At 70.4% G+C, this 11,451-nt stretch carries 14 protein-coding genes; 4 read left to right on the top strand and 10 right to left on the bottom strand.

Annotated features, from left to right (window positions below; all coding sequences use genetic code 11):
* The 4 genes from D0D37_RS43730 to rimP form a co-directional block, all read right to left on the bottom strand.
* Nucleotides 1–249 (bottom strand): translation initiation factor IF-2 N-terminal domain-containing protein (locus tag D0D37_RS43730; RefSeq protein ID WP_162834772.1); only part of this gene is annotated, 249 nt, incomplete at its 3' end.
* Nucleotides 250–337: 88 nt separating this feature from the next.
* A complete protein-coding gene (locus D0D37_RS43725; RefSeq protein ID WP_425267037.1) occupies nt 338–607 on the bottom strand; it encodes a YlxR family protein in 270 nt (89 codons plus the stop codon).
* Between the two features lie 122 nt (nt 608–729).
* Nucleotides 730–1,788 carry a transcription termination factor NusA gene (gene nusA, locus D0D37_RS43720; RefSeq protein ID WP_116206447.1) on the bottom strand — a complete coding sequence of 353 codons (1,059 nt, stop codon included), beginning with the start codon at nt 1,786–1,788 and terminating at the stop codon, nt 730–732.
* Nucleotides 1,785–2,318 carry a ribosome maturation factor RimP gene (rimP, locus tag D0D37_RS43715; RefSeq protein WP_116206446.1) on the bottom strand — a complete coding sequence of 178 codons (534 nt, stop codon included), beginning with the start codon at nt 2,316–2,318 and terminating at the stop codon, nt 1,785–1,787. Before rimP ends, nusA begins: the two co-directional genes overlap by 4 nt.
* A 111-nt stretch (nt 2,319–2,429) precedes the next feature.
* On the opposite strand from rimP, the gene D0D37_RS43710 reads away from it, so the two are divergent.
* Nucleotides 2,430–3,350 carry a ferritin-like domain-containing protein gene (locus D0D37_RS43710; protein WP_162834769.1) on the top strand — a complete coding sequence of 307 codons (921 nt, stop codon included), beginning with the start codon at nt 2,430–2,432 and terminating at the stop codon, nt 3,348–3,350.
* A 53-nt stretch (nt 3,351–3,403) separates the two neighbouring features.
* Here the strand turns inward: D0D37_RS43710 and D0D37_RS43705 are convergent, their stop codons facing one another.
* From D0D37_RS43705 to D0D37_RS43685, 5 genes are all read right to left on the bottom strand, one after another.
* A complete protein-coding gene (locus D0D37_RS43705) occupies nt 3,404–4,072 on the bottom strand; it encodes a hypothetical protein (RefSeq protein WP_116206449.1) in 669 nt (222 codons plus the stop codon).
* 45 nt (nt 4,073–4,117) lie between these two features.
* Complete coding sequence (locus D0D37_RS43700) at nt 4,118–5,128, bottom strand: aminotransferase class V-fold PLP-dependent enzyme (RefSeq protein WP_116206444.1); 1,011 nt, start codon at nt 5,126–5,128, stop codon at nt 4,118–4,120.
* A 10-nt stretch (nt 5,129–5,138) separates the two neighbouring features.
* Complete coding sequence (locus D0D37_RS43695) at nt 5,139–5,903, bottom strand: isocitrate lyase/PEP mutase family protein (RefSeq protein WP_116206443.1); 765 nt, start codon at nt 5,901–5,903, stop codon at nt 5,139–5,141.
* Nucleotides 5,904–5,982: 79 nt separating this feature from the next.
* Nucleotides 5,983–6,612, bottom strand: coding sequence for a GPP34 family phosphoprotein (locus D0D37_RS43690; protein ID WP_116206442.1), 630 nt, complete (start codon nt 6,610–6,612; stop codon nt 5,983–5,985).
* Nucleotides 6,609–8,048 carry an ArnT family glycosyltransferase gene (locus D0D37_RS43685; protein ID WP_116206441.1) on the bottom strand — a complete coding sequence of 480 codons (1,440 nt, stop codon included), beginning with the start codon at nt 8,046–8,048 and terminating at the stop codon, nt 6,609–6,611. Before D0D37_RS43685 ends, D0D37_RS43690 begins: the two co-directional genes overlap by 4 nt.
* A 168-nt stretch (nt 8,049–8,216) precedes the next feature.
* Between D0D37_RS43685 and D0D37_RS43680 the strand changes: the two genes are divergently transcribed.
* Complete coding sequence (locus tag D0D37_RS43680; RefSeq protein ID WP_116206440.1) at nt 8,217–9,428, top strand: sensor histidine kinase; 1,212 nt, start codon at nt 8,217–8,219, stop codon at nt 9,426–9,428.
* Nucleotides 9,425–10,075 (top strand): response regulator, encoded by a 651-nt coding sequence (locus D0D37_RS43675; protein WP_116206439.1) that lies wholly within the window; start codon nt 9,425–9,427, stop codon nt 10,073–10,075. The genes D0D37_RS43680 and D0D37_RS43675 overlap by 4 nt, the downstream gene beginning before the upstream one ends.
* Before the next feature lies 1 nt (nt 10,076).
* Here the strand turns inward: D0D37_RS43675 and D0D37_RS43670 are convergent, their stop codons facing one another.
* On the bottom strand, nt 10,077–10,754 hold the full coding sequence (locus D0D37_RS43670; protein ID WP_116206438.1) for an IclR family transcriptional regulator: 678 nt from the start codon (nt 10,752–10,754) through the stop codon (nt 10,077–10,079).
* 116 nt (nt 10,755–10,870) lie between these two features.
* Here D0D37_RS43670 and D0D37_RS43665 point away from each other — a divergent pair, with 116 nt between their 5' ends.
* Nucleotides 10,871–11,290: a nuclear transport factor 2 family protein gene (locus D0D37_RS43665; RefSeq protein WP_116206437.1), complete on the top strand. Its 420-nt coding sequence runs from the start codon at nt 10,871–10,873 to the stop codon at nt 11,288–11,290.
* Nucleotides 11,291–11,451: the final 161 nt, after the last annotated feature.

Raw genomic sequence — 11,451 nt, 5'->3', positions numbered from 1 at the left:
GGCAGCGCTCTGCTGCTGGGGGGCGGGCGGTTTCGGGGCCGCCGGAGCGGGCCGCGGTCCCGGCGTGGGGCCGGGCTTCTTCCCGCCCTTGGCGGGGTACGCGTCGCGGAGCCGGCGGGCGACGGGCGCCTCGACGGTGGACGACGCGGACTTCACGAACTCGCCCTGCTCTTTGAGCTTCGCGAGAACTTCTTTGCTGGTGATGCCGAGCTCCTTAGCGAGCTCGTGTACACGGGCCTTGCCTGGCACAGCTCTCCTCATCTAGGGGAGGCCAGGCGGGGACCCGCTGACCTCGTCCTTATCGTCGCGCGTTCATGGCTTCAGCTTCACGGCTGACTCATGACGGGTCGACCTGCTTCCTTGTATCTCGCGACCCCGGGTTGGTCCCGGCGTCGTCGTCCGCGGCGAACGCCGCGTGGTCGTGCAGCCCCGCGGCCTCGAGCGCGCCCTGGCTCCGGAGAGCCCGGGGGAACGCCCGCTTCCGCTCGGCTTTGGCCAGGCAGTCCGTTCCGGGGTGCAGCCACGCTCCCCGGCCCGGCAGCCGCCGACGTTCGTCGACGACCAGCCGCCCGTCCGCCGCGACCACGCGCAGCAGTTCGCCGGTCAAGTCCCGTTTCCGGCAGCCGACACACGTGCGCACCGGTGACTGCCGGTGACGCTGGAGGTCGGGGGTGTCCCCAGTAGCCCTTCGCGGGTCTTGAACCGTTGTCGAGTCTAGCGCCTGCACCTTCAGTCGGCCGAACCGGTTGCCGCGGCGGGCCGCGCCTGGCCGGCGTGGTCTTGCTCACCCTCGGCGGATTCGGCCGGCTCGGCGGGCGCCGCGTCGCTCCGGATGTCGATCCGCCAGCCGGTGAGCCGGGCCGCCAGCCGGGCGTTCTGGCCTTCCTTGCCGATCGCGAGCGACAGCTGGAAGTCCGGCACGACGACCCTCGCCGTCTTGGCCCGCTCGTCCACGACACGTACCGAAACAACCTTCGCCGGCGACAATGCATTCCCGACGAACTTGGCCGGGTCGTCGGACCAGTCGATGATGTCGATCTTCTCGCCGGCCAGCTCGCTCATCACGTTGCGCACGCGCGCGCCCACCGGGCCGATGCAGGCGCCCTTGGCGTTGACCCCGGCGATCGTGGAGCGCACGGCGATCTTCGACCGGTGCCCCGGTTCGCGGGCGACCGCGGCGATCTCGACGGTGCCGTCGGCGATCTCCGGGACCTCCAGCGCGAACAGCTTGCGCACCAGGTTCGGGTGCGAGCGCGACAGCATGATCTGCGGGCCGCGGTTGCTGCGCGACACCCCGAACACGAACGCCTTGATCCGGGTGCCGTGCTCGTAGGACTCCCCCGCGACCTGTTCGGCCTGCGGCAGCACGCCCTCGGTGTCGCCGACCTGGATCACGACCATGCCGCGGGCGTTGGCGCGCGCGTCGCGCTGCACCACGCCGGCCACGATCTCGCCCTCCTTGGCGGAGAACTCGCCGTAGGTCTTCTCGTGCTCGGCGTCGCGCAGCCGCTGCAGGATGACCTGGCGCGCGGTGGTGGCGGCGATCCGGCCGAAGCCCTCGGGGGTGTCGTCCCACTCCTCGTCGACCTCGCCCTCGGAGGTGAGGGTGTGCACGAGGACGCGGACGAGGCCGGTCTTGCGGTCGATGTCGATGCGGGCGTGCGGCTGGTGGCCCTCGGTGTGCTTGTACGCGGTGAGCAGCGCGGTCTCGATGGCCTCGATGACCGTGTCGAAGGGGATGTCCTTGTCCCGTTCGATCGCCCGCAGCGCGGCGATGTCCACGTTCACTTCGACTCCTCCTTCTTGTCCTTGTCGTTCCCGGCGGCTTCGTCGACGGTCAGCTGTTTGAGTTCTTCGGCGGGCGGTTGCTTGAATTCGACTTCCACCACGGCCTTCGCGACGGACTGGTAGTGCACGTCCTTGATCCGGCCGTCCACGAGCGCGCGCACGCTCTTCTCGCCGGCGTGCCCGACGCGGGCGAGGTAGGCGGAGCCCTCGACGGGCGTGATCTTGACGAGGCGGAACCGGGCGCGCCGCCAGTGCCGCCGCTGGGTGAGCGGCCGGTCGAGGCCGGGAGAGGTGACCTCGAGCGTGTAGGCGCTCGCCAGCACGTGCTCGTTCTCGTCGAGTGCGGCCGAGACGGTGCGGCTGACCTCGGCGACCTCGTCCAGCCCGACGCCGTCGTCGGAGTCGACGACCACCTTCACCAGCTGTCGCCGTCCGGCTTGCTGCACCTCGAGCGAGTCGAGGTCGAAACCCGCGGTCGTGACGGCTTCGGCCACTATCGGCTCCAGCCGGCTGGCGAGTTCGTTGGGCACGTGGAGCACTCCTGTTCGGCCTGTTGGTCAGTGGAGGTCAAGCTTATCCTGCGCCCCCGCCGGGACGCGCGAGCGGCGGCGCACCCGGGCGGCCTGGCAGGATGGGCCGACGTGACCGCAGACCTCTCCCGGCGCGCCGTGCTGCGTCTGGGCGCACTGAGCGCCACTGTCGCCGCGGCTGTGCCGCTCGCCGCCTGTTCCGGCGGCTACGACGACGCCCCCGATCCGCTGGCCCCGCTGCTGGCGATGGCCGAGGCGGACGCCGCCGCGGCCAGGAAGCTGCCGGCCGGCGGCGACGCGGCCGGCCAGGTCGCCGACGCCAGAGCCGCGCAGGCGGCCGCGCTGAAGGCCGAGGTGGACCGGCTGAACCGGCCCAAGCAGGCCGCGAACGTCCCGCCCGCGCCCGCCGAGCTGGGCGGGTTCAAGGACCGGCTGGCCGCCGCGCGCAAGCAGGCCGAGGACCTGGTGCCCGCGCTGCCGGCGTACCGGGCCGGTCTCGTCGCGTCGGTGGCCGCCGGGTGCGCCGGGCTGCAGCGGGTCGCGCCGGAACTCGGGCCGGGAGCCGACGCGAAGGCCGCGGCCGCGCCGTCGTCGGTGCCGAAGGACTCGGTGGATTCGCTGCAGAAGGCGCTGGCTGCGGAGCACGCGTCGTTGTGGGTGTACGGGCTGGTGACGGCGTTCCTGCCGGGCGATTTCGGGGACGCGGTGAAGGCCGGGCGTGCGGAGCACACCGCGCGCCGCGATGTGGTGACGCAGATGATCACTTCGGCTTCGGGTACGCCGGTTGCGCCGGAAGCCGCGTACGTGCCGCCTAAGCCGGTCACCGACACTGCTTCGGCTGCTGCGTTGGTGGCCAGCGCGGAGGCGGATACGGCGGCGGCTTGGCTTGCCGTGCTTACGCATACCGACGATTCGGGGCTGCGCGGGATGGCGCTGCAGGCGTTGGTGGCGGCTTCGCGGCGCGCGATGCCTTGGCGGCAGGAAGCGGGTCAGAAGCCCGCTGCCGTTGCCCTCCCCGGGCAGCCCGCGTAGGTCCTCGTGAGTGCGTATGCCGGTTCTAACCGGGATACGCACTCACGAGGACCTCAGCGGAGCTTGCCGGACAGTTTCAGCGCGTTCTTCGCGATCCGGTTCAGCAGCTGCTTGTCGTGGTGGCCGTAGTAGAAATCGGTGAGCACGATCGTCACCTCGGCTCCGCTGGCCTTCGAGTCGTACTCGGCCTGGTCGCCGCTCAGCTTCGGGGCGTCGGTGTCGTGGAAGGTGCCGTCGCGGACCAGGTCGCTCACGTTGCCGGTGCCGTCCCGGTCGGTGAGCTGTTTCAGCTCGGTCGCCTTCGCCGCGTCGGGCATCGTCACCAGCACGACCGACACCAGCGCCTTCGCGTCCCCGGACTGCACCGTGTACAGCGCCCGCGCCAAGGACTTGCACGGGTTGTCCTGGAAGAACTTCTTGGCGTCGGTGTAGGCGTTGGCGGCGCAGTCGGTCGCCTTGACCGGCCCCTCGGCCAGCTTGTAGTCGAACGCGGGCTTCGTCGTGGTCGCCGGGGGTTCGGCGACCGGCTCGGCAGGCGTGCTGTCGTGCCGGATCAGGTACCAGACGAGCCCGGCCACGACGGCGATCGCCACGAGCCCGGCGCCGCGCAGCAGCAAAGCGCGGTTGCGCGGCTGGCCGGACGGCGGCGGACCCGGGTGCGCGGGCACGGCCGGGATCGGGGCCGTGTCCGAGGGGCCGGGGGTGAAGTGCGGGTGCGACACGCGACCACCGTAGTTCACCGCTTCCCCGGCCCTGAGCCCAGACGCTCAGCCCAATGCTTTCAGCACGCGTTCGACGTCGTCAGGGCCGTTGTAGAGATGGAAACCGACCCGGACGAGCCCGTTGCGGACGCTCGCGACGATCCCGGCGTCGGCGATCCGCGCCGGATCGGCTTCCAGCGCCACAATCGCGCTCCCCTGCGGCTCCAGTCCCGCTGCTGCGCGCAGGGAATCGGCCAGTCCGGCGTTGTGTTCGCGCACCGCGGCGACATCCAGTGACGCGAAGTAATCGAACGCTTCCGCTGCGCCGACGTGCGACAGCCACACCGGCGAAAGGTCGAACCCGCGCGCGTTCCCGGCCAGGCGCAGTGGCATTCCGTATACCGAGGACCACGGATCGTCGCCGGCGTACCAGTTCGCGGCGACCGGACGGGTCCGTTCGTGCGCTCGCGGATGCACGGCGAGCCAGGCGCAGCCGCGCGGCGAGAACAGCCATTTGTAGCCCGCGCAGACGATCCAGTCCGCCCACGCGACGTCCAGCGGAAGCCAGCCCGCGGCTTGCGTGACGTCGATCAGGACCGGCACGTCCGCGGCTTCGGAGGCGGCCCGCAGCGCGGCGGTGTCGAGGAGCGCGCCGTCGGCGGACTGCGCGAGGCTGACCGCGACGAGGTCGTGCCCCTCGACGTGCTGCGCCAGCTTCGCGAGCGGCACTTCGGTGACGTTCGCCCGCTGCGCGAACGGGAACGTGACGCTGGTGAATTCGTTCTCGGCGACCAGAACGCGAGCGTCCGGAGCCAGCCCGGCGGCCACGTTCGCCGCCAGCTGCGACACCGACGCGCCGATCGCCACCCGTTCCGCCGGAACTCCGGCCAGCCGCGCGAATCCGTTGCGGGAACGGGATACCGGCTCGTCAAAGTCCGACGGGGTGTCCTGTCCGGTGCGCCACCGGCTGACGGCGGCCTCGACCGCGTCCGCCACCGGTGTGGGCGGAATCCCGATGCTGGGCGTGTTGAGGTATCCGGCGGGGACAGCGAAGTCGGTGTTTCCTCCGAAGATCATGTCGCCCAGATTACGGGAGCAACGCCGTGATATCACCGTATGACGGCGGTTTCATCGGCAGTTCCGTCTCTTCCCGTACGGAATCCACTGTGGCCAGTGCGGCGGAAAGCGCTACGCGGTAAGGAGTCGAGCCGAGACTGACCCTTGCCACGCCTAAAGAAGCCAATTCGGAGAAAGTGGCTTTCCCCGGCAGGTGCAGGAGGTTCACCGGTACTTCGACCGCTTCGACCAACTCGGTCACGTCCGCGGGATCGTGCAGGCCGGGGACGAAGACGCAGTCGGCGCCAGCGTCGGCGTACGCGCGGGCCCGGGTGACGGCGTCCGCGACCGGGCCGGTGCCGAGCCAATGCGTGTCGGTGCGGGCGTTGAGGAACATGCCCGGGACTCGTTCGCGCACCTTGGCCAGCAGCGCGGCCTGGACGACGATCGGAGCGAGGGTGTCGGCCCGGCCGTCTTCGAGGTTGATCCCCACTACCCCGGCGTCGGCGAGTTCCGCGACGAGGTCCGCTACTTCGGCGGGGTCAGTGCTGAATCCGTCGGCGAGGTCGACGCTGACCAGGATGTCCAGCAGTGCCAGCGATTTCGCCAGCGCGACGGTCGCGGCACGGGAGTCCGGGGCGCCGTCGGCGAGCCCGGCGGCGGCCGAGACGCCGAGGCTCGTGGTGCCGACTGCCGGGTGGCCCGCGTGGGCGAGGGCGGCGGCGAAACCGAACTCCCAGACGTTCGGCAGCAGCAGCGGACGACCTGGGACATGCAACGCGGCGAAGGTGGTCATGTCCGCCACGGTACGACGTCGGCGCTTCGGCGGCGGCCGAACCGTCGGTCAGCCCCCTCGGCTGACCGACTGGTCCGGCTCACCCTCCGGAACCGCCGGAGAACGCGGCGATCCGTGCCGCCCGTCGGCCCGCTACTGCCTTGCGCAGCGCCGGAACGACCGGTCCGGCGAGCTTCTCCAGGTCCTTGAGGCGCTCGGCGTGGTGCCGCGCGTCCGACCGGGACATCCCCGCCCCAGAGGCCGCAGCGAGCGCTGCCAACGCCGCGGTTGGTGCGTCCACTTCGGACAGTGGTGCGGTCAAGGCGTGGTCAAGCTGCGCGTGGACGTCACGGACACGTGCAGGGTCGGAAGGCACCAAAACCTTGCGGCGCAAGACCGAACTGCTGCCTTCTTCAAGCAAACCCGCCGCGGAGAGTTGCGTTTCCAGCGACTGCAGCGTGTCGTTCTTCCCGCGCCGCAGCAACGCACGCCAGGACGCCGGGCTGTGCGCGCGGACGTCGGCGAGCAGATCGTCGAGCAGGAGGTCGCCGGTCGGGGCGGTGCCGGTCGGTTCGGCGTGGCCGCGTTGGTCGCGGAGGTTTCCGCGCAGCACCAGGTCGGTCACCGCGGCCGCGCGGACCAGCAGGGCCGCGCGGGAACGGCGGGAGACCGAGCCGCCGCCGGGGTCGCAGGCGAGAAAATACGCTCGCGCGGGCAGGGAATCGCTCATTGTTTCTTCACCTCTGGCCAGATCTTTTCCCAGGATTGCTTCCGCCCGGTGTACAGCCACATCAGCCCGGGCACCACTTCGGTCACCGAAGAGAAGTACGGTCTCAGCAACGCCGGGTCGAAGCCCGCGAAAAGCACGTTCCTCGCCGAATCCGGCGGCCGGTCGAAGTACCAGTATCCTCGGTGTCCACTGTAGACATCGTTGATCCCGTACCGCGGGCCGTAGTACTCCACGGCCGCGGCGAACGGGTAGATTTCCCCGTATACCGCGGTTTCCCGGCGCACCGATTCGGGCAGCGACTGATACGTCTGTCCGACGCCGTCCGCCACCTGTTGCTGCGCGGTCTCTCCTGCCGCGAAGACGGTGCCGAGCGAGAACGGCCCGAACGACGTCGCTTTCATCGAAGCCGGCCACACCGGCAGTCCGGCGATGGTGACCGCGGCCGACAGCACGAACGCGATCCCGACCGGAATCTTCCACCAGCGCACCAGGTTTCGTCGCGAAAGCTCCGTCGCGGCGGCGGCGAACGGGAGCGAATACAGGCTCATCAAATAGTACGAGCGGCCGTACGTCCCGATGATCACCGCCACTACCAGCAGCAGCGCCACCGCGAGGTACCGGTACGGCACGAGGTCCGGCGAACGCAGCAGCCGCCACATCCCGTACAGCAGCGCCAGCACGCCGATTCCCATTCCCGCGCCCAGCAAACCGTCGCGCGCGAAGGTGAGGTAGCCGGGGAATTCGGCCGCGACAACTTCGCCCATCCGCGTGTAGGCCCAGCCGTGCGTGGCTTGCCAGAAGAACGTCGGCAAGGTGGCCCCGACGGCGATCAGCGCGCCCAGCCACAGTTTCGGCCGCGACACCAGCTTCCGCGGTCCGAGGACGAGCGCGGACACCAGCACCGCGCCCCACAACGCGGGAATCAGGAACTTCGTCTCCAGCGACACCGCGGTGACCACTCCGGCCCACACGAGAAGGCCGTCGCGGCGGGTCCGGGTCCAGCGCACGAGCAGGAACACCACGAGCGTCCAGAAGAACGGATCCAGCGCGTACGTGGCGACCCAGTGGCTGATGATGATCAGCCCCGAAGTCGCGTACGCGCCCGCCGCCATCACTTGGGCCCCGCGGCCGCCGCCGAGTTCGCGGGCGGTCAGCGCGGTCACCACGACCCCGGCGCCGGCCGCGAGCGCCATCGGCAAGCGCAACGCGACCAGCGAGCCGGGAAACCACTGGTCGAGTGCGCCGGCCAGCAGCGGGACGAGCGGCGGCTGGTCGAAATACCCCCAGGCCAGGTGATCTCGACCAGCCACGAGGAAGTACAGCTCGTCGAACCCGTGCGCGTACCGGGTGCTCGTCGCCACCAGCAGCGCGACGACGCCCGCCGCGACCGCCAGCACCGGCAGCCGGGCGAACCGCGGGATTCCTTCGCTCGTCATGGCATCGAGTCCACCGTGCCGGGCGGGTGCGGGGTAAGCGTGCTCGGTAGCGACTCGAAGCGACGAAAGTGGATCATTCCCGGCTAGGCCGCAACTTTCGGCGGTAGTCCGCCACCCGGGCGGTGACAATCCGGCGCGACGCGGTCGGGGAGCGGATACCGTGGCCGGGTGACCAGCACGTGCCGTTCCTGGCCGCGGTCGACCGACTGGCTCTGGCTGGGCGGCACCGCGCTGGCGTTCGCCTGCCTCGACTTCGGGCTTTTCCTCGCCGCCGGGCCCACGACCGGATTCCTCGGGCCGTACGCGACGCTCGTTCTCGAACTCGTCTGCGACGCGTCCCTGCTTCTCCTGGCGCGCTTCCCGAACGGCGTGGCCGGACTGCTGATCGTGGCCTCGCTGGCGATGCTGGCGTCCGACCTCTTCTCCCCCGGCCTGCTCGTGCCGACCGACCAGCCGACGCTGATGACCGTCCCCACGATGACGCCGATCGTCCTGGCGCAGCTCGTCCGGCAACTGGACCGGCGACGGCTGCTGTGGATCGCCGGAGTCCTGGCGCTGCTGGCGACGCGACCGTGGAACCCGGCCTGGAACACGACGCCGTTCGGGCTGCTGAGCACCGCGCTTCCGGTGGCGGTGGCGTTGTACTTCGAGGCGCGGCGGCAGCTGTTGAGTTCGTTGCGCGACCGGGCCGAACGCGCGGAACGCGAGCAACATCTGCTCGCCGAACAGGCGCTGACCGCCGAGCGGAGACGGCTGGCGAGCGAGATGCACGACGTCGTCACGCACCGGTTGAGCCTGATGGTGCTGCACGCGGGTGCGCTCGGCGTGACGTCGCCGGATCCGTCGGTGAAGTCGGCTGCCGAGGACATCCGTCGCGAGGGTGCGCACGCCCTGGACGAACTGCGCGACCTGGTCGGCGTGCTGCGGAACGGCACCGGAATCGAACCGCCGGTGCCGAATCCGCCGCTGCCCGGCGAGGTGGCGGACCTGGTCGCCGAATCGGTCGCGGTCGGCATCGCGACCGAGCTTTCCGTGACCGGCGACCGGACTTCGGTGTCGCCGACCGTCGCGCGCACCGCGTATCGCGTGGTACAGGAGGCGCTCACCAACATCCGCAAGCACGCGCCCGGCTGCTCGGCGACGGTTTCGCTGCGCTACCACCCGGGAGGGCTGGACGTGGCCGTCGCCAACACCCGCTCGGCTAAGCCGCCGGACGCGACGCTCGCGGGCAGCGGCTCGGGCGCGGGGCTAAGCGGGCTGCGGCAGCGGGTCGAACTCGTCGGCGGGACCTTCGAGGCGGGCCCGGTGTCCGGCGGCGGATTCCGGATCGGTGCGATACTGCCCGCCTACGTCCCGACCACGGAAGGTGCTACCCGGTGATCACGGTTGTCGTGGCCGACGACGAGCCGATGGTGTGCGCGCATCTGCGCACCATCCTCGGTTCGGCCGGCGACATCGAGGTGGTCGCGCAGGCGCAGGACGGCGCGGAGGCCGTCGAGGAAGTGGTCCGGCACCGGCCTTCGGTGGTGCTGATGGACCTGCGGATGCCCGGCGTCGACGGGCTGACCGCCATCGAGCGGATTTGCGCGCTGCCGGAACCGCCCGCGGTCGTCGCGCTGACGACGTTCGACGCGGATACCTACGTCATCCGCGCACTCCGCGCGGGCGCGGCCGGGTTTCTGGTGAAGTCGACGCCGCCGGAGGACCTGATCGGATTGGTTCGGGTTGCCGCGGACGGGCACACGGTGCTTTCGCCGTCGGCCGCGCGCCGGTTGGTCGCACTGTCGTCGGAAGGCCATCGGCGTGACGACGAAGCCCGCCGCCGGACCGCCGGGTTGACGGATCGGGAGCGGGATGTGTTGGCGTGCTTGGGCGAAGGACTGTCCAATGCGGACATCGCCGGCCGGTTGCATCTGGCGGAGGCGACGGTGAAGAGCTACGTGTTGCGGATGCTGGTGAAGCTCGACTGCACGAACCGTACGCAGGCCGGGTTGCTGGCGCACGAGGCCGGGCTCGTCGGCCGGTAGGTCATTTCAGCAGCGAGCCCAGGCGCTGCGCGGAGGCCACCACCAAGCGGCCCAGCTCGTCCGGGTCCGGGGCTTCGAACAGCGAAAGGCCGATGCTCGTGCCCGGTGCGTCACGGCCAGTCGGCACCACCGCGGAAATCCCCGTGATCCCCGGCGCGATCTCCCCCACCGACACCGCATAACCCCGGGTCCGGGCGCGCGTGATCTCCTCCCTCTCTCCCTCCACCGGCGGTTCGGCCGAAAGCAACGCGAGCCCGGCCGATCCGCGGCCTATCGGGTCCAGCTGGCCGCTGCGGAACGACACGTGCATCCGCGCCAGGCGCGGTTCCACGATCATCAGCATCCGCACCTGCTCGGCGCTTTCGCGGACGACCAGGTGCGCCGAGGCGCGACCGGCGTCCGACAATTCCTCCAGCACTGGGCGCGCGAGCGTGCGCAGGTCCTGTTCCACCGGTTCGGCGAGGCGCACGAGGCCGGTGCCGAGCGAGATCCGCTTGAACCGGTCGCGTCGGCACAGGTGGTGCGCCTCCAGCGTGCGCACGAGGCGGTGCGCGACCGTGCGGTGCACGCCGATGCCCTCGGCGATCTCGGTCAGCGTGAGCCCCTGCGGGTGCTCGACCAGCAGCTCCAGCACCTGAAGGCCGTGGCTCAGCGTCTTCGACGTCCCCGATTCGGACACACGACTCCCTTGACGACAGTTGTCCGGCGACCTACTGTTCCTACATATCGCACGGTGCGTGCGAATATAGCACGTTTGCCGCTCGAGGCAACTCCCTGCGGATCGAGGTCCCTGACATGAGCGAAGTCCCCGTCGAGGACGTGCTGGCGGTGCATCAGCTCTACGGCCGCCAGAGCCACGCCATCGACTCCGGGCAGGCCGCGCGCTGGGCTGCCACGTTCACCCCGGACGGGGAGTTCGTCTCGCCCAGCTATCCGGAACCCGCGGTCGGCACGGCCGCGCTGACCGCGTTCGCCGAGCGGTTCCACGCCGGGTGCGCGGAGTCCGGCGAACAGCTGCGGCACGTGGTGTCCACAGTGGAGGTCCGGTTAGGACAGTCCGCAGATGCCTTGCGAGCGCTCGCCTATCTGCAGATCGTCGGGACACCGGAAGGCGGCTCCCCGCGACTGCACCGGCTCACCGTGCTGGACGACGAACTCGTGCGCACCGCCGACGGCTGGCGCGTGCGCCGCCGCACCGTGCACCGCGAGCCCTGACCCCGTCGTGAGTGTTTATCCCGGTTAGAACCGGCATAAACACTCACGAGACCCCCCCACCCACCTTCACCTAGTACCGTCCCTTATACATATCTCCCACCTCCCGTTACCGACGCCGCTCTCCTCCGCCGTCTTCTGCCTCTAAAACAATACACACACCT

It is taken from the genome of Amycolatopsis circi, assembly GCF_003385235.1.
GTDB lineage: Bacteria > Actinomycetota > Actinomycetes > Mycobacteriales > Pseudonocardiaceae > Amycolatopsis > Amycolatopsis circi.
This window is presented reverse-complemented; position numbering and strand designations above follow the sequence as displayed.

Bases quoted from the DNA above. Each gene is read 5' to 3' on its own strand.
- D0D37_RS43700 (WP_116206444.1), bottom strand. From the start codon at position 5,128: ATGATCTTCGGAGGAAACACCGACTTCGCTGTCCCCGCCGGATACCTC.
- D0D37_RS43695 (WP_116206443.1), bottom strand. From the start codon at position 5,903: ATGACCACCTTCGCCGCGTTGCATGTCCCAGGTCGTCCGCTGCTGCTG.
- D0D37_RS43690 (WP_116206442.1), bottom strand. From the start codon at position 6,612: ATGAGCGATTCCCTGCCCGCGCGAGCGTATTTTCTCGCCTGCGACCCC.
- D0D37_RS43685 (WP_116206441.1), bottom strand. From the start codon at position 8,048: ATGACGAGCGAAGGAATCCCGCGGTTCGCCCGGCTGCCGGTGCTGGCG.
- D0D37_RS43665 (WP_116206437.1), top strand. From the start codon at position 10,871: ATGAGCGAAGTCCCCGTCGAGGACGTGCTGGCGGTGCATCAGCTCTAC.